The organism is Epilithonimonas zeae, from assembly GCF_023278365.1.
In the GTDB taxonomy this organism is placed as follows: Bacteria; Bacteroidota; Bacteroidia; order Flavobacteriales; family Weeksellaceae; genus Epilithonimonas; species Epilithonimonas zeae_A.
Genome location: NZ_CP075338.1, coordinates 997426 through 1022136 on the forward strand (window position 1 = coordinate 997426; position 24711 = coordinate 1022136).

Annotated in this window: 25 protein-coding genes; 21 read left to right on the top strand and 4 right to left on the bottom strand. The window is 34.0% G+C overall.

The genetic code is table 11. The annotated features are described in order from the left end of the window. Positions 1-71 precede the first annotated feature (71 nt). A complete protein-coding gene (gene pruA / locus KI430_RS04355; protein ID WP_248877045.1) occupies positions 72-1697 on the top strand; it encodes an L-glutamate gamma-semialdehyde dehydrogenase in 1626 nt (541 codons plus the stop codon). Between the two features lie 105 nt (positions 1698-1802). Next, on the top strand, positions 1803-2408 hold the full coding sequence (gene pncA, locus KI430_RS04360; protein ID WP_248877046.1) for a bifunctional nicotinamidase/pyrazinamidase: 606 nt from the start codon (positions 1803-1805) through the stop codon (positions 2406-2408). Between the two features lie 99 nt (positions 2409-2507). On the opposite strand, the gene KI430_RS04365 is transcribed toward pncA, so the two are convergent. Further along, a complete protein-coding gene (locus tag KI430_RS04365; protein WP_248877047.1) occupies positions 2508-3026 on the bottom strand; it encodes a DUF421 domain-containing protein in 519 nt (172 codons plus the stop codon). Between the two features lie 137 nt (positions 3027-3163). Here KI430_RS04365 and KI430_RS04370 point away from each other — a divergent pair, with 137 nt between their 5' ends. The 16 genes from KI430_RS04370 (at position 3164) to KI430_RS04440 (ending at position 14756) form a co-directional block, all read left to right on the top strand. Further along, complete coding sequence (locus KI430_RS04370; protein ID WP_248877048.1) at positions 3164-4150, top strand: hypothetical protein; 987 nt, start codon at positions 3164-3166, stop codon at positions 4148-4150. A gap of 59 nt (positions 4151-4209) precedes the next feature. Then, the gene (locus KI430_RS04375) at positions 4210-4911 is read left to right on the top strand and encodes a hypothetical protein (RefSeq protein WP_248877049.1); all 702 of its coding nucleotides are present in this window, start codon (positions 4210-4212) and stop codon (positions 4909-4911) included. A gap of 29 nt (positions 4912-4940) precedes the next feature. Then, a complete protein-coding gene (locus tag KI430_RS04380) occupies positions 4941-5495 on the top strand; it encodes a hypothetical protein (RefSeq protein ID WP_248877050.1) in 555 nt (184 codons plus the stop codon). Then, positions 5495-6142, top strand: a complete 648-nt coding sequence (locus tag KI430_RS04385) for a hypothetical protein (protein WP_248877051.1) — start codon at positions 5495-5497, stop codon at positions 6140-6142. The genes KI430_RS04380 and KI430_RS04385 overlap by 1 nt, the downstream gene beginning before the upstream one ends. Next, positions 6139-6636 (top strand): hypothetical protein, encoded by a 498-nt coding sequence (locus KI430_RS04390; RefSeq protein WP_248877052.1) that lies wholly within the window; start codon positions 6139-6141, stop codon positions 6634-6636. The genes KI430_RS04385 and KI430_RS04390 overlap by 4 nt, the downstream gene beginning before the upstream one ends. A 29-nt stretch (positions 6637-6665) precedes the next feature. Then, complete coding sequence (locus tag KI430_RS04395) at positions 6666-7430, top strand: hypothetical protein (RefSeq protein ID WP_248877053.1); 765 nt, start codon at positions 6666-6668, stop codon at positions 7428-7430. 40 nt (positions 7431-7470) lie between these two features. Beyond that, the gene (locus KI430_RS04400; protein WP_248877054.1) at positions 7471-8322 is read left to right on the top strand and encodes a hypothetical protein; all 852 of its coding nucleotides are present in this window, start codon (positions 7471-7473) and stop codon (positions 8320-8322) included. Continuing rightward, positions 8319-8450, top strand: coding sequence for a hypothetical protein (locus KI430_RS18040; RefSeq protein ID WP_262920891.1), 132 nt, complete (start codon positions 8319-8321; stop codon positions 8448-8450). The genes KI430_RS04400 and KI430_RS18040 overlap by 4 nt, the downstream gene beginning before the upstream one ends. Positions 8451-8730: 280 nt before the next feature. Beyond that, the gene (locus KI430_RS04405) at positions 8731-9150 is read left to right on the top strand and encodes a hypothetical protein (protein ID WP_248877055.1); all 420 of its coding nucleotides are present in this window, start codon (positions 8731-8733) and stop codon (positions 9148-9150) included. Between the two features lie 53 nt (positions 9151-9203). Continuing rightward, positions 9204-10310, top strand: coding sequence for a hypothetical protein (locus tag KI430_RS04410; RefSeq protein ID WP_248877056.1), 1107 nt, complete (start codon positions 9204-9206; stop codon positions 10308-10310). Positions 10311-10332: 22 nt separating this feature from the next. Beyond that, positions 10333-11055 carry a hypothetical protein gene (locus tag KI430_RS04415; protein ID WP_248877057.1) on the top strand — a complete coding sequence of 241 codons (723 nt, stop codon included), beginning with the start codon at positions 10333-10335 and terminating at the stop codon, positions 11053-11055. A gap of 25 nt (positions 11056-11080) precedes the next feature. Beyond that, complete coding sequence (locus KI430_RS04420) at positions 11081-11854, top strand: hypothetical protein (RefSeq protein WP_248877058.1); 774 nt, start codon at positions 11081-11083, stop codon at positions 11852-11854. A gap of 7 nt (positions 11855-11861) precedes the next feature. Continuing rightward, positions 11862-12458, top strand: coding sequence for a hypothetical protein (locus tag KI430_RS04425; RefSeq protein ID WP_248877059.1), 597 nt, complete (start codon positions 11862-11864; stop codon positions 12456-12458). Between the two features lie 9 nt (positions 12459-12467). Next, positions 12468-13505, top strand: a complete 1038-nt coding sequence (locus KI430_RS04430; protein ID WP_248877060.1) for a hypothetical protein — start codon at positions 12468-12470, stop codon at positions 13503-13505. Between the two features lie 6 nt (positions 13506-13511). Further along, positions 13512-14252, top strand: coding sequence for a hypothetical protein (locus KI430_RS04435; RefSeq protein ID WP_248877061.1), 741 nt, complete (start codon positions 13512-13514; stop codon positions 14250-14252). A 60-nt stretch (positions 14253-14312) separates the two neighbouring features. Further along, complete coding sequence (locus tag KI430_RS04440) at positions 14313-14756, top strand: nuclear transport factor 2 family protein (RefSeq protein ID WP_248877062.1); 444 nt, start codon at positions 14313-14315, stop codon at positions 14754-14756. 334 nt (positions 14757-15090) lie between these two features. Here the strand turns inward: KI430_RS04440 and KI430_RS04445 are convergent, their stop codons facing one another. Beyond that, complete coding sequence (locus tag KI430_RS04445) at positions 15091-16254, bottom strand: proline dehydrogenase family protein (RefSeq protein ID WP_248877063.1); 1164 nt, start codon at positions 16252-16254, stop codon at positions 15091-15093. A gap of 239 nt (positions 16255-16493) precedes the next feature. Between KI430_RS04445 and KI430_RS04450 the strand changes: the two genes are divergently transcribed. From KI430_RS04450 to KI430_RS04460, 3 genes are all read left to right on the top strand, one after another. Beyond that, the gene (locus KI430_RS04450; protein ID WP_248877064.1) at positions 16494-18074 is read left to right on the top strand and encodes a helix-turn-helix domain-containing protein; all 1581 of its coding nucleotides are present in this window, start codon (positions 16494-16496) and stop codon (positions 18072-18074) included. Between the two features lie 2 nt (positions 18075-18076). Continuing rightward, positions 18077-19216, top strand: coding sequence for a tetratricopeptide repeat protein (locus tag KI430_RS04455; RefSeq protein WP_248877065.1), 1140 nt, complete (start codon positions 18077-18079; stop codon positions 19214-19216). A gap of 111 nt (positions 19217-19327) precedes the next feature. Then, positions 19328-22213, top strand: coding sequence for a T9SS-dependent choice-of-anchor J family protein (locus KI430_RS04460; RefSeq protein WP_248877066.1), 2886 nt, complete (start codon positions 19328-19330; stop codon positions 22211-22213). A gap of 87 nt (positions 22214-22300) precedes the next feature. Here KI430_RS04460 and purH read toward each other — a convergent pair whose 3' ends face one another. Continuing rightward, positions 22301-23818, bottom strand: a complete 1518-nt coding sequence (gene purH, locus KI430_RS04465) for a bifunctional phosphoribosylaminoimidazolecarboxamide formyltransferase/IMP cyclohydrolase (protein ID WP_248877067.1) — start codon at positions 23816-23818, stop codon at positions 22301-22303. 191 nt (positions 23819-24009) lie between these two features. Beyond that, on the bottom strand, positions 24010-24579 hold the full coding sequence (gene purN, locus KI430_RS04470; RefSeq protein ID WP_248877068.1) for a phosphoribosylglycinamide formyltransferase: 570 nt from the start codon (positions 24577-24579) through the stop codon (positions 24010-24012). Positions 24580-24711: the final 132 nt, after the last annotated feature.

Below are 24711 nucleotides of genomic sequence, written 5' to 3' on the forward strand. Positions count from 1 at the left end.
ATAAAACAAAGTCATTAGATTGCGGTTATGAAATCCTTATCGTAAATTTGGGGAAATTAAAAATTAAATTTATGTCTAAAGCCATTTCTCAAGTGCCTTTTGCACAAAACGAACCTGTAAATTCTTATGCTCCAGGTTCTGACGAGGTAAAAAGCCTTATTTCTACTTATAAAAAAATGTGGAAAGAAAAAACCGAAATCCCAATGGTAATCGGTGGAAAAGATATTAAAACAGATAAAAAAGTACAACTTAGTTCGCCTCAGGACCACAAACATGATTTTGGTTTCTATTATGAAGGCGATATGTCTCATGTTGATCAAGCTATCGAAGCGGCTCTTGCTGCAAAGTCTAAGTGGAATGCATTGGGTTGGGAACACAGAGCAGCAATTTTCCTAAAAGCAGCTGATCTTTTGGCTGGACCTTACAGAGATGTTATCAATGCTGCAACAATGATTGGGCAATCTAAAAATGTGCATCAGGCAGAGATTGATTCAGCTTGTGAGTTCATCGATTTCTTACGTTTCAATGTAGAATTTATGACTGAACTATACGCTGAGCAGCCGGTTTCTGATGCAGGAATCTGGAATCGTGTAGAATACAGACCGCTTGAAGGTTTTTGTTTTGCGGTGACGCCTTTCAACTTTACAGCCATCTCCGGAAACTTGCCTGCTTGTATGGCAATGATGGGAAATGTTGTGGTTTGGAAACCTTCTGATAAGCAGGTTTATTCAGCAAAAGTTATTATGGATGTTCTGAAAGAAGCCGGACTTCCGGATGGTGTTATCAATATGATTTTCACTGATGGGAAAGAAACAGCTGAGAAAGTTTTAGCTCACCCAGACTTTGCAGGTCTACATTTCACAGGTTCTACCAAGGTTTTCCAAGGAATGTGGAAAATGATTGGTGATAATATCCATAACTACAGATCTTACCCAAGAATCGTTGGAGAAACTGGCGGAAAAGACTTCGTGATGGTTCATCCTTCTGCGAATGTTGAAGCTGTTGCAACAGGTTTGGTAAGAGGTGCTTTTGAATATCAAGGACAAAAATGTTCTGCTGCATCCAGAGCTTACATTCCGAAATCGCTTTGGAATGAAGTAAAAGCGGTGATGGAAGCTCAAATCAAAACGATTAAAATAGGTTCTCCTGAAGACCCTTCAAACTTCGTAAACGCAGTTATTGATAAAAATTCTTTCGAGAAATGTAAAGGTTACATCGAAAGAGCTGAAGCTTCAAACGACGCAAACGTGATCATCGGTGGAAAATATGACGATAAAAAAGGATGGTTCGTGCATCCAACTGTTATCGAAACCATCAATCCTTATTACGAAAGTATTGTTGAGGAAATCTTCGGTCCAATCCTGACGGTTTATGTTTATGAAGACGAAAACTGGGAAGACACTTTGAAACTGGTTGACACATCGACGCAATATTCTTTGACTGGATCTATTTTCGCACAAGACAGATATGCGATTGACGAGGCTTACAAAGCTTTGGAAAATGCTTCAGGAAACTTCTATATCAATGACAAACCAACCGGAGCAGTTGTAGGACAACAGCCTTTCGGAGGCTCCAGAGCGTCCGGAACCAATGATAAAGCAGGTTCTAAAATGAATTTGACTCGTTGGGTGTCTGTAAGAAGTATTAAGGAAACTTTTGTCTCTCCAAAAGATTACAAATATCCATATTTAGGTTAATTCCTAGATTTTAATGTCAATATGTCATTCCGAAAGAAGAAAATCAACATTGGTAAGATTCTTTCAGAATGACATTTTGTATTTTAATAACCCAAATCTCAGACAATGAAAAAAGCGCTTATTATAGTTGATGTTCAAAATGATTTCTGTGAAGGTGGCGCTCTTGCCGTTCCGGGAGCTAACACCATCATTCCCTATATCAATCTTCTGATGGAAGAAAACGAATATGACCAAATCGTTTTGACACAAGACTGGCATCCCGCAGACCATAAAAGTTTCGCTTCCAACAATGGAAAAAATGTTGGAGAAACCATTTCTCTAAATGGCGTTCCTCAATTTATGTGGCCGGATCATTGTGTTCAGGGAACTTTTGGAGCTGAGTTTCATAAAGATTTGAATCGTGATAAAGTCACACACATCATTCAGAAAGGAAAAAATGTCGAGATTGACAGCTACAGTGGTTTTCAGGATAACAATCATTTTATGAAAACAGGATTGGAGGATTTCCTGAAATATCACGATATTCAGTTGGTTGAGATTGTTGGATTGGCTTTGGATTATTGTGTGAAATTCACTGCGATTGATGCTTTTAATGCTGGATTTGTCACTTGCTTACATTTCAACGGAACAAAAGCTGTGAATGTAAAACCGGACAGCGCCAGAAACACGATTTATGATTTAGCTGAGAAAGGAATTACTATTTTAGCGTAAATAAAACTTTACTTTAAAGTCTTCGACTCCGCTCAGACTGACATTGTTAATTAGACTTTGTCACACTGAGCGGAGTCGAAGTGTTTATATATTCTACTTTTACTGATTCCTAAACTTCCGCTTCATCTTAGTTTTATGTCTCGAATAATGTGTTTGTTCTGTACTTTTATCAGTTGAAATCACGCTAATATTTCCATCCACTTCCAGAATTGCTAATTTCACATCAGAAACATTTTCGATGCCGTGTTCGTGAACGGCTTCTTCCAGTTCGTCCTCGGAAATTGAAACTTTCTTTAAAACTTCCGGATAAACTATTCCATCTTTTACTAAAATATAAGGATGATCTTCTATCAACTCTTTTATTTTCTGATTCTTGAAGATAAATTTCTTCACAACAAAATTCGCAACAAACAGAACCAAAGCGGCGACAATTCCGCCTTCCAAACTGCTGTTGGAACCAACCATTGCATTCTGAACGGCATTACTTATCAACAGCAAAAGAATCACATCTCCCGCATTAAGCTGTGACAACTGATTTTTCCCAAAAACGCGCACAGCAATCACCATGAAAAAGTAAACCGCCAGCGACCGAATAACGATGTCAAGAATTGGATTCAAAGTTTGAAAAAATTTATATAAATAAAGATAGATAGTTTTCGGGATATTGCTTAAGTAAATTTTGCATATTTTTTGTATTGCAAAAGCTTTGTGAAAACAAACTATTTTTAAACTATATTTGAAATAAAAACTAAACGATGAAAAAACAACTTTTACTGTTCGCTGTTTCGTTATGCCTTTTATCTTGTCAAAAAGCGGTTAAAAAAGTCGCAACGGTTGATAGACAAGAAATCACTGTTGATACAATTTCTACTGACAAGAAAAACCTTTCCGATTTCCATATCTACGATTTGTATTCTATGGAAAATGCTGGCAAATATGATATATTCATTTCTTTGTCTGATATTTATAATGATTCTTTAGCTGTTCCAAATGACATTATAGAGAATCAGAAATCTAAGACTTTTGCGGAACTTAAACATTTTGAATTGACCGGAATTTATCGGGAAAAATTACTAAAAGGAACTTCCCTATCTGAAGCTGATACGTTATTTCTTTACAATTACAAAGATGCTAAACTACAGAAATTTCCGATTAAGGATTTGAGATCGGTTGCCAATCTTGATCTATATACCAGCGAAGGCGAAGAAATCTCTCATTACAATTATATGATTGGCTTTGAACTGAATCAGCCAGAAACTTCTCAGGAAACAGTTTATGACAAAACGGAATATACTTTGGCTTATTTCGGAAAAGAAAATCCGTTCTCTGGTGAAAAACTAACATTGGTTCCGTGGAAAAAAGCTTCAATCAATCAATTTCCTTTATCTCTGAAAGACAAAAAAAATCTGGGCGATACCTATCACGCAAGATATCGAGATATGGACTACTATCTTCAGGACTTTAAAGATCAATATGGCGTTGCTGAAAGACAATTAGCAGTAGTGAAAAACAAAAAAGTCTTTTTTATAAAAAACATTACAAAAGGCGAAGGTGCCGAATTCAAATCTCTTAATTTCATAGAAAACAATGATTATGATGATTTTCAATGGACCGGAAATCTTTTCAAAAACAAACCGCCTGTGGTTTTTGGTTTTGTTTCGGAATCGTTTGGTTGCCCTTTCATTACTTTTTTAGACACTTCTTATCAAGGTATTTATCTGAATTGCGACAATAGACATTAGTGAATAAAATTGTTCTCTACAATTAGGCTGGAGTATTTGGACTTGCAAACACATAGATTATGAAAAACATCCCAATTGCTAATATTTTAGGTGTCATTATTTCGATAGGCGTATTATTGTCGGTTCCGCAGATTGTAAACTGGGTTTTTCAAAACCATTTTGAAAATAATATTTTGCCATATAGTCCAAGAGCAGAGTTTGAAATGTACTTCGATGAGTCCAGAATCTCGTTTGACAAAAATTTTATGTTTGGAATTTGGATATTAATTCTAGTGATGTTTGTTTATCTCATTTTTTTAGACTTTCGATTGAAAAGCGTTAATGAAAGTAGATTGCCAAACAGAAAACTGCAACTAAGTATTTTCATGAAGAGGATTATTGCCTATATCATTATTTTCCTTGCACTCCCTATGAATTTATTGGTTTTTGATAAAGGTTCTTCCAGCGAAATGCTTTCTTTGTCTGACAAGATGATTTTGTCATCATTTATTTTGATGATGTTTAATTCCGTTTCACTTTTACCCTATTTATCACAGCGAAATATTGCTACATTTTTTAAATTAAAGGATGTTTTGATTTTCAATGTAGGAATGATTATCTGTATGACTTTATTGTTTTATTTAGGCGTTAGTCAATATGTTGCACCTGCAATTTCTGGAATTTTATCGGGGTTTGCATTCGTCAAAAAAATGACAGAGACCTGGAATCACATTGAAAATTATTTTGATATCAAGGGAAAACGTTTTCACGAAATGATGTAATTAATTGGATTAAATTCTAATATTAAACTATGCCACTATCAAAATTCAACATAAAATTAATTCAGATTTTTTTGATACTTTCTATTCTGTTCTTTTGTGGGTTTGGCTTTGTGCTGATAACTAAAGAAGTAATTCCGGCATTTCAAAATGATGAAACAGAAAATCTTGAAGGAAAAGGACTTTCGTACACCATTTCAGAAATCAGAATCTATAAAAACGAACATTTTGTAAAAAATGATCTGGATGTATCTCACCAATATTGGTTTTCTCTTGCTGCCAATGACGACAAAATTTCTTACGCAACTTCCCAAGCTTCGGATAGTATTTTGAAAGCTCCGTTTGTCTCAAAATTTGGAAGTGATGAAACCCCAAAAATTCCTCAGGAAAAAATGGATGCTCAGTTTTATCTGGTTTATTCACAAAATGATGAACGAGAATTATCGCGATTTCCCACATTTCGTTTTACAGATTATCTTCCGAAAGAAACAAAAAACAATTCTTTTGGTAAACAAGTCGAAGTAAAGCAGACTTCTACCGATGGTAAAATGATGGTTTACTTAATATTAAATGTTGAATACAACTAATGGACAAGCTTACTCAAAAACTATTGAAAGGTTTTCTGATTTCCGGAATTGCACTTTTTGCACTTATTGGATTTACATTTATTGCCGTTCAAATATGGCCGGTAATCTGGGATGAATGGAATGAATATAAAAAGGGAGACAATCTAAAATCTGTAAAAATCAAAAATATCCAAATACTGAAAAACGATTATTACAGTCAAGTTATCGTTGATTCTCTAGTAGAAAAGTCATTAAATTTATGGAGTGAGAAAAGAGCTAAAAACGATATGATTTCGCCCAACGGAGCCGGAGATTATTATTTGGAAAATGCTGATGACGACTACAAACTACAATTCATCAACCAAAAAGACAGTCTAATTTATGCTGAATTCGAGCAGAGTTTTAATCCTTATACGAACAAACCTCTTTCATCAACTGGATATTATTATTCTACCGGAAATCCTTTTCCGAAAGACATTATCAACGATAAGTTGCAAGTGGTTCTGAAGAAAAAAGACAGTGTATTTGCAAATTTTAAACCTTTCATTTTAAAAGAAAGCTTAAATCTTGAAGAAGGCTTTGCTGGTCGAAAAAATAAAGAAATCAAAATCTACTCACAAAATAAAAAATTGGTTCTAATTGTTGAATTTGAATTAAGTAGTCAATGAAAAAAAGCATATTTACATTAATAATTGTAATCTTTTTTATGAGCTGCTCTGTCAACCGAAAAAACTATCCTATTCCTCTGCAAGGGCAAAAATGGACTTGGACAAAAAAAATTTCAGCTCAGGGAATGGGCTACGGAAATGAATTTACATTTACAACTGATACAGATTTTATCGAAAAATCTTGGTATTCGGGCGGAGTTTATTGGATACATACTTATTCCGGTATTTATTATTACGATGAAAAATCTAAAACTGTTTTTCTTAAGTACGATAAAAATCAACAATTGAAACTTAGCAAATCATCACCTAAAAAAGCCATTCAACTCATTGATATAAATGACAGATTAATGCCAAAATTTTATGATAACTGGAAATTAGAAAATAAACAGTTAAAACCTTTAAATCCCAAAGAAATACCAAGTGACAGTTTGATAATTACAGATTTGAAGAAAACTTTTAATTTTAAAATAGAAGATGAAGAAATGGGAAATTAATTTTCCGAAAGTTTTAAAAACACAAACCAATGAAAAAAATAATATTTTTCGCCTGCATGCTGTTTTCTTCGCTACAATTAATGGCACAAAAAACTCAGGAAGATCTTCTCATTGAAGCCATTTTAGAATTGAATTCCTTAGAAAACAGCGAAGATGAAATTGCTCTGAATCTCGCAGTTCAAAAATTTGACACGCAATTAATCTATATCCTTGAAAATGAAAACATTAATTCATTTAAAAAATTTGAAAACAGTTTAGACAGTTTATACACCGATTTTTCTTTTAAACGATCAGGAGATTACGAGCTTTTCTCTCTAAGGAAAGGATTAGATCGCTGGAATTATATTCTTAAAAATAAAAAAGTAATCCTGAAAGATTTTAAAACCTTCGATTATTTCTATGATATTCACTCTTTAAATAACAAGGAATTTTTATTGATAAAAAGAATGGACGAAATGTCTTTTACATGCTATAATGCTTTTGTGATGAAGGTTGAAAATAATTCTATCATCCGGCAAGATGCTTTTAAAGACAAGATGGATTTTTTGGAAGTGTGTAGCTGGACAAGTGTTGATACAACTTATTATAAAAAGGATCCAATAACAGGTACCAAAGCTTTAAAAGGTAGTTTAGCCCATTACAAACCATTAGAAATTCAGTTCGATGAGAAAAGAAAAATAATTTCGTACCGTTTTTTAAATCAAATCAATGGAAAAACAATCACCAGAAAAGCAAAATACAGAAATGGAACTTTCAAAATAAAAAGTTATAATGCAAGAACTTTTGAGGAATAATAGTTTCTAAATTAATTAAAAAACAAACAAATGAAAATAAATGAAAAAAATTATCCTCATCTTAATACCAATAAGTATTGTTTCGATGCTACTTTTCTTTGTATTAATTAGTAGCAAAGGTTACGAAATAACTAAAAAAGACCAACACCCGGAGATTCCTTATTTTCCAAAAATTTCCGATTCGGTTAATTTCAGCAATCGGGTTTTAGATTCTATGTACATTCTCAATTATTCTACGAACGGAAAAACAATATTCTTAAATTATACAAAGACCGATTGGAATGATGAGGTAAAATTTATTGCAATCTTAAATCAATCCTTTAAGAATATCTTTTTTCGCGAAATAAAAAACAAAGACCATTTTGTAATCGATTCTACATCTCAATCGCTTTACCTCATAAACCGGGATTCTACAGATATAATTTCAAATATAGAAATCATAGATTTAGAAAAAGGCAAGCTTAAAAATGTAAAAAAAATAGATGAGAAAACCTACCTTAGTGATAAGTCTGAGCTAATGCTATTTAAACATTCGACCAATGCCAGTAATGATACAGACTTGTTGTTTTTTAAAAATCTTAGAGACGATTTTTTTTTCTTGGAAGGAGAACAAGCTAATAAGATTGCTAAAACATTGATATTGACCGAAAATTACAATTTTGATTCTGGAGTTACAATCAAAATCGGTGGTGACTCGGGTATTAAACATCAAAACATTAATTTGCTTGGGCACATTGTAACTAGCAACAAATTATCATCTTTTTCAGGATTCGGAACACCATCTTCCAGCTATACAGAAGAAAATGAAAGAGAAAAAAGATACCAACAAAATGAAGGCTACTCATCCGACAAGGCTGGTTTGACAAGTCCAGAATATATTATTTTAAAATGAGATTGAAATCTGCCGAAGTCAAATTCAAAACAGATTCCTTCTTTTATTCTGATGTTTATTTTGAGCAACTCAACACACCAAAATCTGATAGAGACAGCCTGTTTTACATCTCAAAAAATAGAGTTTAAAAATTTTTAAACTCTATTGATATTATATTTTAAACTATATTATTAACCGAAAAGACTATCCAACATCTGTCAAAGCTTTAAAAAGCAAAGAAATAGCAGGTAATAATTGAATAATTACCGATTTTAAAAATTCTTTTAATTTTAAAATATGGAATGAAGCAGCAGGAAATTAATTTTCTGAATGTTTTAAAAACACAATCGATGAACAAAAGATACCTCTTAAATCCTGATTTTTTTGTGTAGATTTTTCTGCATAAGTATTAAAAACTAATTAAACAAAATGAAAAAGCTTTTTTTATTAACAGTATCGATTTTCCTCTTCTCCTGCAAACCTACGAATAAGGATATTGTGAAAGTAGAGTTTAAGAGTATTTGCGGAGCTAAAGGCTGTAAAAGCCATAGTTCTGTTTTTACAAAAGATAGCATTATAGAATCCGTTTTTGATTGGAGTCCAAAGCCTTTCGAAGAAACAAAGAGAACAAACACACCTGAAAACTGGAAAAAAATGTTGGCTAATGTAGATATTGAAGCTTTTGAAAAAATAAAATCTGATTCCGGTAGATATCAATCTGACGGAACGGACGAAATCATCATTCTTTATTTTTCTAACCAAAAAAGACTCATAGTTTCCAACGGAGATCAGGATAGTTTGTATTATCCAAGAATCGAAAAGTTGTATCAATTTTATAGAAATCAATAATAGACAACGATTTTAAATCTCTAATAATCAATTTCAAACCTAAAATTCAAATAATGAAAAAAATAAATTCCCTCCTTTTGCTGATTTTCTGTTTCACGATGGCTCTTGGACAAAAGAAAAAACAGAAACCACTTCCGCCTCCAAAAGTGGAAGCAATAAAGCCAAGTGTAGTTGAAGAAACGAATAAAGTAAGCGATATACAATATGTTTCACCTCCAGCTCTACCAAATGACCATATCAACATCCAAAAGCCAAATGTTATAGAAAATCTAAACTTAGATTCTAATGCAAAAAAATGTGCTTGCGACAATGTTCTAATTATTTTAGGAGCTGATAAATTTGGAGAAGGATTTACTGCAAAAGATTTTGGTTTGAGGGGAAATGTGAAAAACATAAAAAATGTAGAAAAAAGAGACACTTTGGTAGGTTATAGCGAAACACTTTCCAAAGGAAATACTGTAGAAATGACATTTTCTAAACAAGGTTTTTTAGAAACATATGCGAGAGAGATGATAGATAAATTGAGTCAATCTCAAGGATTTAAAAGTTTTAGCCAAGCATTTTACAACGATAAAAATCAAATTATCAGCACTGAAATATATCTAGGTGATACAAAAAATCTAATGGCTAAAAACCTGTTTCTGTATAATGAAATGGGATTTTATCAAATGCAGAGAACCGATAAAGATAACAAACCTAGTCAAACCAGAATCACGTTCGAATGTTTCAAAACCGATAAGACATTTTCTGTGATAAAAAAAGACGTTGATAAGGCAAGAAACCACGAAACTAACGAGATGTATGTTTTTAACAATCAAAATCAATTGGTTAAAAAACAAGAAATCTTCAATAACGGCGGAAATACTACAAAAAATAAAACTTCGGCTTATGTTTACAATAATTTGGGGCAACTGACTGAAGAAAATTTTCTAAACAAAGACGGAACGATTAGAAACTACCTTCATCATCAATACAATCCGCAAGGCGATGTATTAAAATCGATTTATAAAGATGGAGACTATATCCTTTATGATTACAAATATGACAATCAAAATAACTGGATTTGGAAACGAAAAACTTCTTACGAAAAAAGCCGTTACGGTAATGAAATGGAAATTGATGAACGCCTGACTTGGGACAGAACCATCTTGTATTATTGATTTTAAATTAAAACTAAAAACTATGAATAAACCAACTTTTTTTCTAATACTATTTTTATTGGTTTTCAGTTTGCAATCCTGCAAGAAGAAAGAGAATGAAACAACTAATGAAAATTCTATCCAAAAAGAATCTGAGCCAAAGAAAGATTCAACAACATTCAAAAGTGTGTTGAGACCCAACGAAAAACTTGAACTGGGGAAAATTTATACCGATACTGTTAAGTTTGTTAAGTTTGATGATAATGGCGATGATTGGTATTTTGTTGTAAAGAAAAACAAAGACACTATCAGCTTAATTTACAATACAGATGACCCGAAAATTATCCGTGGAACAGATTTAGAGATCCAATGGAAAATGGATAGTCTGCGACCTGCCGGAGATCCAGAATATTTGGATTTTACTGAGTATCTGATTTCTTGGAAAAAAATCAAAAATAAAAGTTCAGAAAGAGATTTTTCAAAACTTAAAAATCATGGTTTTGTATTAAGTTGCGGAACTGGTTGTGCAATGACTTATAATGTGAAAGAAATTAGATCAATCAACGAAGTTTCAATTAAAGTGACATTTGAGGTAGATATGTATGTTGATGGAGAGCTGACTGAAACATTTGATGAAACTTATTTGTTTAATTATGGCAATAAAAACACTATAAAAAATATGAAAACTAATGAAAATATCGAAAAAATTTTTACAGAAAGTGCACAGCGATCTTTTAAAGAATTTGGCACCAAATTGATGGAATAACAAATCATAAAGACATAACCTAAAAATGAAAAGTAAATTCTTCCAAATTTTCTTAATAACGCTTTTTGCATTTCAATCTTGTAAAAAGGAAACGAAGCAAGAAAACCTCTCCAAAACCGAAGTTCAAAAACCAAAAGATAGTGTAGAATTAGTTTCAGTTGAAAATCCTGAAAAAAAACTTCAGTATTCTATTGAGGTTGAAAAAATTGATTCATTAGAATATCATCATTTTGCAGTAAAGAAAAACATCAATAAGAAAAAGCTCACTAAAATCACAGACTTTAATCAAGCAAAGAAACTATTGAAAGGTATTGTAGAGTTTAATGACAATTCTGAAGATGGTGACCAATCTGCTGTCGAAAAAATACATTTCAGAAACGGAAAAGAATATGGCAATACCAATGAATATGATTACTACTTTTTCGTTGCCTATTATCCTGAAGAAGACATTTTACTCTGTGAAGGCGGACACACAACGGACATCAGTTTTAATTTAAAAAACGGAAAAGAAACAGAAGAAACCGGAAATCCTGATTATATTAATTTCTCACCATCTGGAAAATTTAGATTGAATGGACATTTTGGAGGACAAGAATGTTCTTCGTATTTCATTCAAAAGAAAATTGAAGATTATGTGAAGATTGTTCAGTTGGATGAAGAATTTGAAAAGTTGACCAAAGTTTGGCTTTGCATTGTTGGAGAATCGTTTTGGGTAGATGACAACACTTTGTTCCTCACAGAAGCAAGTAATTTTGGAAAAGCCAAGAAATTTTTCAAAGTAAAAATCATTGAAAAATAAACACAAAATGATAATTTTAAAAACTAAAACCCTTCTACTTTTAACAATTTTTCTGGGCATTAATTCTATATTCTCTCAAGAAAAAAAGAGCAATTACGACTTAGTCGTCTATAAAATCTATGGCGACCTAAACAAAGATAATCTTCCGGATATGGTGATTGTGAAAGAAGATACGAGCGATAAGCGACGACCTAATTTGTTAGAAATATTTTTTCAGACCAAAAACGGAGCTTATCAAAAAGTGCTTTCATCTACAAAAGCCGTGATGGAAAGGTTTCCGTATGGCGACAGCAGAACAGAAACGTTTCTGGAAGAATTGAAAATCAAAAATGGAGTTCTGATTTTCAGAAATCAATTAATCAAAGGAAGTCTTACGCATAAATTCCGTTATCAAAATGGCAAATTTGAGTTGATTGGTTTTATTTCTTATACTGCTGGCGCCGGGTATTTGAATCATATAGATTACAATCTTTCAACTGGCGAAAAAATTGAAAAACACACCGATTACGAAACGGATAAAGTCCTGAAATTAATTAAGACAAAAGACAAATTATCGGTTCTTCCTAAGCTGAAAGATTTTTCACCTTTCGAATTCACCTATTAAAATTAGACAATGAAAAAAATATTTTTTCTCCTGCTTCTTTTTCCGCTCCTGATGTTTGGCAATATGGCAAAACCTTGGATGGAAGGTTCACAGCACTCGATATTGTTTGGTGGTGATGCTTCTGTCAAAAAAGAATCTATTGTTATCCGTATCGTAAAAGATTCTCTTAACCATCATTATGCAAATTACTCTATCAGATACCAAATCTATTCTCCACAGAAACAAACACTTCCGTTGTTATTTGTAGCGATTGATTTATCTGAAAAACAAGACATAAAAGTCAATAATCGGGTAGCAACAATTCAGCCTTTGGATTTCGAAAAAAAGGCTTATCCATTTATTAAGAAAAATGCCAATGAAACGTCTATCACTTTTGACGGAAAGCAGGAATTTTACATTAACGAAAATGATTTGATTTATTTTTCTGCTGATTTGGAAAAGGGCGATAATATTATCGAAGTCCAATATGACGGAAAAATGGAATATAATACAATGGGGTTTGTTACCAATTATAAATTAGAATATTCGCTCTCGCCATCCAAGTATTGGAAGTCATTTGGACCGATTGATGTGACGTTGATATTAAATAATCAAACGGAATTTAAAGAATCAAATCTGGGCAATGAAAAAGAATCGGGTAATATTCTGAAATGGACAATCTCACCACAAAACCGCGAGAATATTGAAATAACAGTATCCGAAAAAATCTCTTTCATCTCAAAAGTTCTGGTAGCTATTGATCCTTTCGGAATTTCAGCAATCGCTCTTGTAGTAATGTTTCTCGTTCATATAAAATTAATGAAAAAAAATCCTAAAATACTCGTGCTGATTCTTGGGATTATTTTGGTTCCTATTCTATTTTATGCGATTTTTTTATTATCGTACAGCCTTATCGATTTTAGTTTAGAAAAATCAAGCACCAAGCATGGTTACGTCTTTTTATATGTTGTGACCTATCCGGTTTTGCTGTTATTCTACGGAATCATAATGTGGCTGATTCACAAACGTATAAAAACAAAGCAATTGACAGAAAATACTGAAAAATAAACACTAATGAAAAAGCTAATTACACTTTTATCTGCTTTGATAATCATCATCGGCTGTAATAAAAAAGAGGAAATCCCGGAAGAAAAAACCACTGTTCCGCAAACTAAAGAATCTGAAAACGAATATGATGAACCTGCTGAAGACCCAGCGTACGTTTTTCCGAAAACCGGAAAGAAAGCAGAAGATTTCATTACCGAACCGGATATTTTCGAAATTCAATATCAAGCAGAAGGCGATTTGAATGGCGATAAATTAGACGATATCGTTATCGTTAGAAAAGACAAGAAAAATAAAACGGCTCCTCGCTCTATGCTGGTTCTTTTCCAAAATCCAGACAAAACCTATCGTTTGGATAAAGTCTCGCATCTTGCAATGCCGGCAGAATATAACGACAGTGATTTCAAATTTTATGAGACAGAAGATGTTTCTATTGACAAAGGTGTTTTAACAATTCAGCTTTACGGGATTGGTCCGAGTGGTAATCTTTTCAATGATTTCAAATATTTCGGAAATGATTTGCTGTTAACCCATATCGAAACTTACAATATGGGCGCCGGAAGTCACCAATCTCTTGATTATGATGTGATGAAAGGAGAACTTTTTCAAGAACTTATCAATACAATGGAAGAAGAAATGCCTTCTACAGAAAAAACTTTTCAACTTAAACCACAGAAAATCAAATTTGAAAATGCTTCGCCAGATGCAGTAATTGCGGATGCTTATAAAGTAATTGATGCGGAAACATAAGAGTTGACTAACAATAAAACGCGAATGTTGATTATCTTTGATTCAAATATTAAAATAATTATGATAAAGAAATTATTATTGACATTAAGTTTAATAACAGTAACAATTGTATTTGCACAGAAAAACAATGACCAACAATCCGTTGCTGAAGCGTCAGAAAAACTAAGATTAGCAATGATTAGCGGAGACAAAGCTATTTTAGAATCCTTGATTCTTCCGGAACTGACTTACGGACATTCGGGCGGACATATTGATGATGCGAAGGAATTTGTAGAAAAATTAGTCAGCAAAAGGTCAAATTTTTTATCTATTGAAAATACCAATCAATCTATTCAAATTGTAGATAAAACAGCAATTGTTCGCAATCATTTGTATGCACAAACTCACGATTTAGGAAAAGAACAAGGAGAAGTGAGTCTGGATATTTTGTATGTCTGGCAGAAAACTAAAAATGGCTGGAAATTGTTGGCTAGACAGGCTGTGAAAGCGGAGAAGAAAAAGTAATTAGCAAATGATAAAAAGGATAACTTTATTAGTTTTAAATTCAATAATTTTATTTTGTATCACTTCATTTCTAAGTGTATTATTCTCATTGCTATCAAGAAACGAAGGTGAGAATCCAACTACTAATATAGGTTTTCCTTTTAATTTTTATCATCAATTTTGGTTGAAAAACAATGATTTACATTGGGGGTAGAGCTTTAAAAATTTAATTTTCAATTAGGTTATTTTATTAATTATAATTTTTGGGATTTACCTAATTAAAAATCGAAAGTAGAATTAAATATTCTGAATAAGTTATCAGAAAAAATCCGCCTCACAGCGGATTTTCTAATTTCTATTTTCTTCTCTTCAATTCTTTCTGTATCAATCCTAATTCTCGTCCCGTTTGTCCGGCAACAGAAGTATTTTCCTGCGCACGTCTCGTAAGATAAGGAACCACGTCTTTTACTGGTCCATAAGGGAGGTATTTAGCAACGTTGTAATGTTGGTTTGCTAAATAATAAGTAATGTTATCACTCATCCCGTAAAGCTGTCCAAAATAGATATGCGGATTATCGTGTTCTAATCCTTTGGTTTTCATTTTGTCCATTACCAATTCGGATGACTTTTCATTGTGTGTTCCGAAAAATGCAGAAACCTTGTCCAGATGTCCCATTACAAAATCGATTCCGGCATTGTAATTATCATCCGTTGCTTGTTTAGTTGGCTGGATTGGATCCGGATAATTTTGCTCTTCGGCTCTCTTTCTTTCCTTTTCCATATAAGCACCGCGAACAATCTTATAACCAATGAAATAACCTTTTTCTCTGGCTCTTTCCAGATGAGCATTCATATATTCCAGACGACCGGTTCTGTACATTTGGATGGTGTTCCAGACAATGGCTTTTTCCTTGTTGTATTTTTCCATCATTTCCTCACAAAGCTGGTCAGCCGCATCTTGCATCCAGGTTTCTTCCGCATCAACCATTACTTTTTTATCACTTTCATAACAAAGTTGACAAACTTCATCAAAACGCTGAACTACTCTATTCCATTCTTCTTTTTGGCTGGTTGTCAATTCTTTTCCTTTTCCAACTTCTTCGTAGATATCAATTCTCCCAAAAGCCGTTGGCTTGAAAACAATAAACGGAATCGCAGGATTTCCTACAGAAAATCTCACAATATCCTTAATTTCCTTACATACAGCATCAAAAACTTCTTCTTCTTCTTTTCCTTCAATCGAGTAATCGAAAATACTTCCAACGCCGCGTTTGAACATCTGTTTTACCACTTTCATACTTTCTTCTCGGGTTTCGCCCCCGCAAAACTGTTCAAACAAAGTCTGCTTCACAATCCCGTCCACAAAGGGAAAATTGTTTCTAACGGTAAAATTGAGAAGAGAAACGCCAATATTGGTCAATGCAGGTTGTTCAATCGCCTTGAACATCCAATAGGCTTTTTTGAGCTGAGCATCCGTTTTATCGGCAAATGCAAGCTTTGTATCATTGAAAATACTCATATCCAGAATTTGTCCCAAAAGTAAATATTATTTCGATTTTTGAATGACTTTTGAAGCTAAATTTTGTCATTCTTTACTATTTTTAAATCAAGACTCATATCTATAAAATCCTAAAAATTAAACATTAGCATCAACATTACTTCATAATTAATAAAAATATCACCAATCCATGATAAATAATTAGCGATTGTGACCTTATATTTGTAAATTATATCTTTACTGTAATGATATTAAGGCGTATGTTTTTGAAACGAAAGATTTTCTGCACCAACCAATTGATTGTTCTTTTGATGTTGTTTTGTGCCAATCTCACTTTTTCTCAGAAACAGTCTGATGACAACGATATCTATAAAAACGCAGCAGAAAATCTGTATGCTCACCCGGAAAAAACCATAACTGTTTCCGAATATCTCTCTATCAACGCAGCTTCCGATGAAGAACGTTCTAAAGCTTTGAATCTAAAAGCTGAAGCGCAAATCTTACAGGGGAATTACATTGTGGCCTTAAACGCCCTTCTGGAATCACTACATTTAAATTCCGAAAATGATGATTCATCAGCAGTTTTGAGGACAAATCTTATCTTGAGCGAACTTTATAGGAAATTAGGAATCATTCCAAAAGCTGAAGAAAAACTAAATCTGATTGAAGAAAAAATTCAAAATAATCCAACTGAAAATCCTGATAAAACAAGTTTTTATATTGATTTTATTACCGCAAAATCTGCACTGCTTTGTGAACAAAAAAAATATGATGAAGCGATAAAAGTCATTGACGAGAGACTTCTTGAAAGATATTCTCACCAATTTCCCTATCAGATTTCAAAAGCTTACAATCAATTGGCAAAAACCTATGGAATCACAAAACAATGGGATGAGTCTGCTAAATATGCCGGGAAATCATTACAATTTTCTTTAGAATCTGGTCTAGGGGAAAATTATCTGGCTTATGCAGAGTTGGAACGCGCAAAAGCTAATTTTGGTAAGAAACATAGACAACAATATCTCAGCGAAGTTCCTCAACTTCTCGTATTATCGGAAAAAGTTAATGATGTGGTTTTGAAAAAGAATATCCATCAATTTTTGGCTGATTTTTATTTGTCAGAAGGTGATAACTCCAAATATCAATTCCATAATTTAAAATATCTGGAACTGAATGATTCTATAACTTCGGCTCAGCAAAAAGCCAGTGATTTGATACTTTCGCTCACTGAAAATGACTTGAAAACCAAAGATAATCAGAGATATAAGACCAATTATATTTTAATTTGGATAATTGGCTTTGCTATAGTCATACTTGGCGTGGTATTTTGGTTGAGAATAAAGGCAAAACAGAATTATAACAATTATAAAGATTACATCAGCAAACTGAAAAAAACTCAGGCTGAAAAAGAAAAAACTATTCCTGACACCGAATCTGTTGAAGAGACTTCCAAAACTCCACAATTCATTCCTCAAAAAACCGAGCAAGTTATATTGGAAAAACTCATTGCCTTCGAAAATGGAAATGACTTCACCAAAAAAAGTCTAACATTACAATCTATGGCAAAAGAGCTTGATACCAACACAAGATATCTATCTGAGATCGTGAATAAACACAAACAAAAAAACTTCAACTCTTATATTAATGAACTGAGAGTCAATTACATCATAAACAAACTGAGAAACGAACCAGCTTTTCTGAATTATAAAATCAGTTATCTTGCAGAGGAAAGCGGATTTACTTCCCATACTTCGTTTTCAACTGTTTTTAAAACTGTTACAGGAATTCCGCCTAAAGAATTTATCAACTTTATCAAGAAAGAACTTTCCTCAACCCATTGATTATGAAAAGTTTTATTCAAAATATAAAAAATATAGCTATCGTTCTAAGTCTTCTTTTTGTAGTTGATTTACAGACTTTATCAGCGCAGAAGAACGCTGATCCTCATTTAGATTCGCTTTTCCTGATGATGAATTCTAATCCTGACAAGGTGATAAAGTTGGGAACCGAACTCTATAAAAAATACAAGGGAAATCCCAAAATGGAAATTTCTATTCTCACCATTATCGGTAGCAGCTATTCTATAAAAAAGGAATATGAAAAAGCTATTGAATACGCATTTAAAACAAGAGAAATTTCTCAAAAAATCAATGATTATCCTACGCAGATTCAGGTGGCGGGATTCATTGGTGAAAAATATCATAATCTTAATATCTACAGCAAAGCCAAATATTACGCAGACGAAGCTTATGAACTGATAGAAAAACATCCTCTGCCCGACGATTTGAAGTTCTATAAAGGCAACATTTTGTATTTGAAAGCATTAATCTACCGAGATGAATTGGGATGCGATTTTGCTGAAAGTTATTACAAAAAGGCTCTTGAAGTTTATATATCTGCGCTGAAAAATCGAGAAATGCTTCGGTTTTCGATAGCAGATCTGTATAACGAAATCGCTAGCTGCTTTTTGGAAGAAAATAAGCTGGCAGCCGCAAGAGAATCCTATGAGAAATCATTACATTATGCTGTGAATGGAGATTATGATTTACTGAATGCAGAAAGCATTGCCGGACTTGGCAGGATTTATTATCTTCAAAAAAATCACGGAGCAGCCAAACGGGAATTTGATAAAGCCATCAGGATTTTAAACTCAAAAAAAATAGAGAATGCGAATCCGGAAGTCTATAAATACATCTCTGAAAACTATTACGCACTTGGTGATATAGAAAATTACACATCTTATCTCAACCTTTACAAGCAAAAAACCAATACAGATATCAGTGCCAAAAAAAAATCGGTAAACGGAATTATCGTAAAAAAAACTGCCGAGGAAAATTCTAGTGACGATAACAGCAGCAAATACTGGATCATCTCCATTCTTGCTATCCTGATTGTTTTAATTATTTACCAGATCATCCAGACCAAAGTCAAAATTGCAAAACTGAAAAAGCAAATTTCAAAAGACGATAATACTTTTTCCTGATCACAATATCGCAAAGTTCTTTCAAAAACACTGAATATTTCTTCATTTTTAAAGCATAACAATAGGAATCATCAGGCTTCTGTTCTATGTTTGTTGAAAAATGGAATATATATGAACAAAGCATTAACTTTTTTCTCTTTGTTGAGTTTTCTGTTCGCTTTTGGACAATCGGATCCGGTATCTCTTCCGTACTCCAACAGCTTTGAAACGGAAACGGAACAAAATTATTGGTACAAAATGATGTCAGGTCCTGGAACTCCCTGGGAATTTTCTGATGAAACCAGCACAGTTTATGGTCCCTCACAAGGCCAGTATTATGCAAGAGCCCAGAGCGATTTCGAAAATGGAGGATCAGCCTGGCTCATATCCAAAGGGATCAAGATCGAAGCCGGTCATACTATTGCACTGGATTTCGATTACCGATCCAGTCTTAATACTCTTTTTCCGGTTAAATTAAAAGTTGTACTGAAACAACAACCAATTCCTGTTCTTGACAATTCGACAGAATTATGGGCTAACGAGAACATTCAGATTAGTACTTATCAGAATGCACACAAAACATTCGAAGTTTCTGAAACCGGCACATATTATCTGGCTTTTTATTTTTATCCTGATCCTAATTTTGGATACATTAGTTTGGATAATATTAATTTATACGAAGAGTTATGTCCAAAACCCGTAAATGTAAAAGCGACTCCAGGTCAGACCACTGCAAACATCTCTTGGGAAAGTACTTCAACGCCGGGTGAAGGATTTGAATATGTAATTAAAACACCAGGATCAGGCATTCCTACTGAGTCAGGTACTCCGGTACAAGGTCTGTCAACAACTGCTGAAGATTTGCAGCCAGCGACCCAATATGAATTGTATGTAAGATCTGTCTGCACAGCAGGTTCGCTTTATGGAAAATGGTCCAGTCCTATTACTTTTAAAACCTATCCTGCCACAACAGCAGCTCCTGTGAATTTGCCATATAATGAAAGTTTTGAAGGCGATAGTCGTTGGACACTTCTTGAGCCAACAGTTGGAAAGCCTTGGGTAAAAGGTGACTTTGATTCAGGTCCCGGAGGACTATATGGTCCATCTGACGGGAAAAACTATTTAATGCACGATGACAGCGAAAATGTTTCCGACGCCTGGGTTATCTCCAGAGGAATTAATCTTCCTGCGGGTAAGGAAATTACTTTACAGTTTGACTACAGATCCAGCCAGGACGAATATTATCCGCAAAAAATGAAAGTGGTTGTAAGCAAAGACCCGTTCCCTTCTGCAAACTCTGTCGAGATCTGGAATAATGATTTTATCCAAAGCACGACTTACAACACTGCTAATGTAACATTCACGGTTCCTGATAATGGCGTTTATTATTTAGGCTATCAGGCCTATTCCGACGCCAATTATGGATTTGTTATGTTTGACAATGTAAAAGTTTCTGATAAAGAATCTTCTCCTTGCGAATATATTCTTCGCCTGAAGGATGCGGAAGGTGACGGATGGAATAATAACACCATGAATCTTTACGTTAACGGAGATGCTGTTTTTACAGATCTTACATTACCGATCGGAGATGTATTGGATTTTCCTTTCAAAATCAATTCCGGCGATGCCATTACTACTGTCTGGAACGGTGGAAGCCACAGCGGGTTTGAAACAAGCTATGAGATCTTGGATTCCAATGGCAATATTGTTGGAAGCGAAACCGAACAAAGCATCAGTACGCCAATCATTGCTTCCTGTCCAAACTGTGCAAAACCATCCAACTTAACAGCTAACTATGGACAAACAACTGTAGATCTGACTTGGGATTTTCTTACACAATCCGCCACCAGTTACGAATATGTTGTACAACCAGCCGGTACGGGTACACCATCTTCCGGAACTACCATCAATAATGTGCAGGCTCATGTAGAAGATCTGGCACCAGAAACGAATTATGAAGCTTATGTAAGATCAAGCTGCGCAGAAAATGAATTTAGCTCTTGGGCAGGACCTGTATATTTTAAGACTTTACCGAATCCTGGGACAGCGGTTAATTTACCTTATAAGTATGGCTTCGAGACAGATGACCAATGGATCACTCAATCTATAACAAGGAATAATCAATGGGAGATTAATTCAACTTATCCTGTTGAAGGAGAATTTCACGCAATTCAAAATTTCAATTATTATTTTGATGCTAATTCTTGGTTCTTCTCAAGAGGTCTGAATTTACAAGGCGGAAAGGAGATTCTTATCAAATTCAAATACAGATCTTTAGGAAACAATGTTCCGTTGAGTTTCAGTATTGCGGATAAAGCTTATGCATTTGTTCAAAAAAACAATATCATCTGGAGCAAGAATGTAAGCAATGACAAGTATGATGAGGCGATTTTATCATTCACACCACCTAGTTCAGGGGTTTATTATTTAGGATTTAATTCCTTGGCGACCAAAGGAACATCAGCCCTGATTGATGATGTTCAGGTTTACCTTGTCGGCTTGCCGGATCCACCGCAATGTGAATATACTTGTCCTGAAAATATGACAGTCTACACAAATCCAGGGAATATCGGTGCAGTTGTTGACTACAACCTGACTTTTGCTTGTGATGGTAATTCTAACGGCGTTTTTTCAGTATTAGCACAAGGTTTACCTTCAGGCGCCATTTTCCCTGTTGGAGAAACGACTGTCAAACATAACCTGATTTTCAACGGACAGGTGATTGATACTTGCAGCTTTGTGGTAAAGGTTGAAGAGAGGCTTGGAACTGCGGATAATAGCAAAGATCAAGAACTTCAATATTATCCAAATCCTGTTGTCGATAACCTGACAGTGAAGATGAATGGTGATACGATTGAGAATATTGCGGTATATAATTTTGCGGGAAGTATGGTTAAATCAGAACAACCTAAAGCAAAAACAGCTAATATCGATATGAGAAATTTACCTTCCGGAGTTTATATCGTGAACATCAGAACAGCGTCCAATGTAAAATCATTCAAGGTGATTAAAAAATAAGAAAGAACTAATAACCATAAAAATAAACCCCAACTGAATTATAGTTGGGGTTATTTTTTATAGATGAATTGAAAATTCAATAGTTTATCAATGCAAGAAATGTCTCATTCCTGTAAATAACATTGGTATTTTGTGTTCGTTTGCCGCTTCGATAGAATCATTATCTTTCATACTTCCACCCGGCTGAATAATCGCTTTGATACCTTCCTGTGCGCAGAAATCCACCACGTCTCTGAAAGGGAAGAACGCATCCGAAGCCAAAACCAATTCACCATCGAATTTCGATTTTGCTCTTTCAATGGCTTGTTGCGTTGCCCAGATTCTGTTCACTTGTCCACCACCTATTCCGATGGCCTGAACGCCATTTGAAACCACGATTGCGTTGGATTTTACATATTTAACCACTCTTTGAGAGAACAGCAAAGCTTTTCTTTGTTCTTCCGTCGGAGCTGTTGCTGTCATCAATTTGATATCTTCTGAGAATTGGTCGTCCGCATTCTGAACCAGCATTCCTCCATCGATTTTTACCCAAACCTGTTTGTCGGTAACATTGTTTTTGATTTTAATGATTCTAAGGTTTTTCTTTTTTCTCAGAATTTCCAAAGCATCTTCATCAAAATCTGTCGCCATTACAATCTCTAGGAATGTTTTGTTTAATTCCTCTGCTGTTGCTGCATCTACTTTATAATTCATTCCAATGATTCCTCCAAAGATAGAAATCGGATCACATTCGAAAGTTTTGGTGTAAGTTTCCAAAGCGGAAGTTCCAACGGCAACACCGCAAGGCGTAGAGTGTTTTACCGCACAACAAGCTAATTCTTCCTTAAACTCATTAACCACTTTCCAGCACAAATCCATATCACGAAGATTATTGAAAGACAATTCTTTACCTCCCAAAATCTCAAAATCTTTCATCGCGCCGTTTTCGAAAGTCGAAGTGTAATAAGCTGCAGACTGATGAGGATTTTCGCCATATCTCAAGTCAGAAACCTTTTTGTAAGAAGCGTTTAAATAAGTTGGATATTCTTCGTCCAAAAGCATACTGGAAATCGCTGCATCGTAAGCAGAAGTCAGGTTGAACACTTTTCCGGCTAATTTCTTTCTTGTTTCGATGCTTGAATCTCCGTTTACTGACATTTCATTTTGAACAACTTCGTAATCATTAACATCCGTCAAAACGGTCACAGAATTGAAATTCTTAGCTGCAGAACGCAACATAGAAGGCCCACCAATATCGATGAATTCTACTTTTTCATCAAGAGAAATATCTTTGTTTACGTTTTCAAAAAACGGATAAAGATTCACAATCACCATATCAATCAGTCCGATTTCGTACTCCTGAACTGTTTTCATATGTTCTTCGTTGGAACGAACTGCCAACAATCCGCCGTGAACTTTTGGATGAAGCGTTTTCACTCTACCGTCCAGCATCTCTGGAAAATCGGTTACTTCATCAATCTGAATTGGATTAAGTCCGGCATCTTTCAGATGTTTGAAAGTGCCGCCTGTGGAAATCAATTCGTAATTGTTAGCTTCCAAAAATTTGGCAAAATTTACCAAACCGCTTTTATCAGATACGCTGATAAGTGCTCTCTTTTTACTCATTTTTTCTTTCAAATTTTACTTTTTACAGTTTTATTCAAACTGTGATTTACCGGTTCTTTCACCTCCGGATTTACTTTTTATTTACTTTAGATTTTATCTTTTATTAATTAAAGTTAACTTGAATTAAAATTCATAAAATATTATATTAAAACACTTTACAAATTAAAAAAACAACTTATACTTTAACTAAATCAATTCTGTTTATTAAGAACCAAATCAATGGCTTTTGGGAAAATATCATATTCAGTCTGATTAACTTTTTGAGCTAATGTTTCAGCTGTATCATTTTCATCAACATCAAATCTTCCTTGCAGAATAATCTCGCCTTCATCGATTCCTGAAGTCACAAAATGAACGGTTGCCCCACTTTCTTTTTCGCCGGCTTCAATCACTGCATTATGAACGTGATGTCCCCACATTCCTTTTCCTCCAAATTTTGGCAACAGTGCAGGATGAATATTGATAATTTTACCTTCCCATTTTTGGCAGAACTCAGGTTTCAAGATGGATAGAAAACCTGCCAGAACAATCAAATCTGTATTTTCTGGAATTGCTTTTTCTAAATTCTCGGAAAAGTCTTTTCCACGTTTGATTAATTGAGTCGGAATGTTATGTTTTTCTGCTCTTTCCAATCCGAAACATTCTCTGTCTGCAATGACTAGATTCACTTTTGCATTTCGGATTTCGCCGTTATCGATGCAATCAATGATTCTTTGGAGATTGGTTCCTGAAGCTGAAATTAGTATGACTAAGTTTTTCATTTTAATGCTATGCTTTTTAAACGCATACTTCGACTCCGCTCAGTACACGCAAAGCTTTTCTTTAATACTCAATGTTTTTAAGTTCGCAAAGGCGTTTTACTTAGCAAAGAGTTTTTGACCACAATATTTATC

Excerpts from the sequence above, each read along its gene's own strand:
- KI430_RS04405 (WP_248877055.1), top strand. The coding sequence starts at position 8,731 with ATGAAAAAGCTTTTTTTATTAACAGTATCGATTTTCCTCTTCTCCTGC.
- KI430_RS04455 (WP_248877065.1), top strand. The coding sequence starts at position 18,077 with ATGAAAAGTTTTATTCAAAATATAAAAAATATAGCTATCGTTCTAAGT.
- KI430_RS04430 (WP_248877060.1), top strand. The coding sequence starts at position 12,468 with ATGAAAAAAATATTTTTTCTCCTGCTTCTTTTTCCGCTCCTGATGTTT.
- KI430_RS04420 (WP_248877058.1), top strand. The coding sequence starts at position 11,081 with ATGAAAAGTAAATTCTTCCAAATTTTCTTAATAACGCTTTTTGCATTT.
- KI430_RS04400 (WP_248877054.1), top strand. The coding sequence starts at position 7,471 with ATGAAAAAAATTATCCTCATCTTAATACCAATAAGTATTGTTTCGATG.
- KI430_RS04395 (WP_248877053.1), top strand. The coding sequence starts at position 6,666 with ATGAAAAAAATAATATTTTTCGCCTGCATGCTGTTTTCTTCGCTACAA.
- purH (WP_248877067.1), bottom strand. The coding sequence starts at position 23,818 with ATGAGTAAAAAGAGAGCACTTATCAGCGTATCTGATAAAAGCGGTTTG.
- KI430_RS04450 (WP_248877064.1), top strand. The coding sequence starts at position 16,494 with ATGTTTTTGAAACGAAAGATTTTCTGCACCAACCAATTGATTGTTCTT.
- KI430_RS04415 (WP_248877057.1), top strand. The coding sequence starts at position 10,333 with ATGAATAAACCAACTTTTTTTCTAATACTATTTTTATTGGTTTTCAGT.
- KI430_RS04385 (WP_248877051.1), top strand. The coding sequence starts at position 5,495 with ATGGACAAGCTTACTCAAAAACTATTGAAAGGTTTTCTGATTTCCGGA.
- KI430_RS04375 (WP_248877049.1), top strand. The coding sequence starts at position 4,210 with ATGAAAAACATCCCAATTGCTAATATTTTAGGTGTCATTATTTCGATA.
- pruA (WP_248877045.1), top strand. The coding sequence starts at position 72 with ATGTCTAAAGCCATTTCTCAAGTGCCTTTTGCACAAAACGAACCTGTA.
- KI430_RS04410 (WP_248877056.1), top strand. The coding sequence starts at position 9,204 with ATGAAAAAAATAAATTCCCTCCTTTTGCTGATTTTCTGTTTCACGATG.
- KI430_RS04460 (WP_248877066.1), top strand. The coding sequence starts at position 19,328 with ATGAACAAAGCATTAACTTTTTTCTCTTTGTTGAGTTTTCTGTTCGCT.
- KI430_RS04440 (WP_248877062.1), top strand. The coding sequence starts at position 14,313 with ATGATAAAGAAATTATTATTGACATTAAGTTTAATAACAGTAACAATT.
- KI430_RS04370 (WP_248877048.1), top strand. The coding sequence starts at position 3,164 with ATGAAAAAACAACTTTTACTGTTCGCTGTTTCGTTATGCCTTTTATCT.
- KI430_RS04380 (WP_248877050.1), top strand. The coding sequence starts at position 4,941 with ATGCCACTATCAAAATTCAACATAAAATTAATTCAGATTTTTTTGATA.
- KI430_RS18040 (WP_262920891.1), top strand. The coding sequence starts at position 8,319 with ATGAGATTGAAATCTGCCGAAGTCAAATTCAAAACAGATTCCTTCTTT.
- KI430_RS04435 (WP_248877061.1), top strand. The coding sequence starts at position 13,512 with ATGAAAAAGCTAATTACACTTTTATCTGCTTTGATAATCATCATCGGC.
- purN (WP_248877068.1), bottom strand. The coding sequence starts at position 24,579 with ATGAAAAACTTAGTCATACTAATTTCAGCTTCAGGAACCAATCTCCAA.
- KI430_RS04445 (WP_248877063.1), bottom strand. The coding sequence starts at position 16,254 with ATGAGTATTTTCAATGATACAAAGCTTGCATTTGCCGATAAAACGGAT.
- KI430_RS04390 (WP_248877052.1), top strand. The coding sequence starts at position 6,139 with ATGAAAAAAAGCATATTTACATTAATAATTGTAATCTTTTTTATGAGC.
- pncA (WP_248877046.1), top strand. The coding sequence starts at position 1,803 with ATGAAAAAAGCGCTTATTATAGTTGATGTTCAAAATGATTTCTGTGAA.
- KI430_RS04425 (WP_248877059.1), top strand. The coding sequence starts at position 11,862 with ATGATAATTTTAAAAACTAAAACCCTTCTACTTTTAACAATTTTTCTG.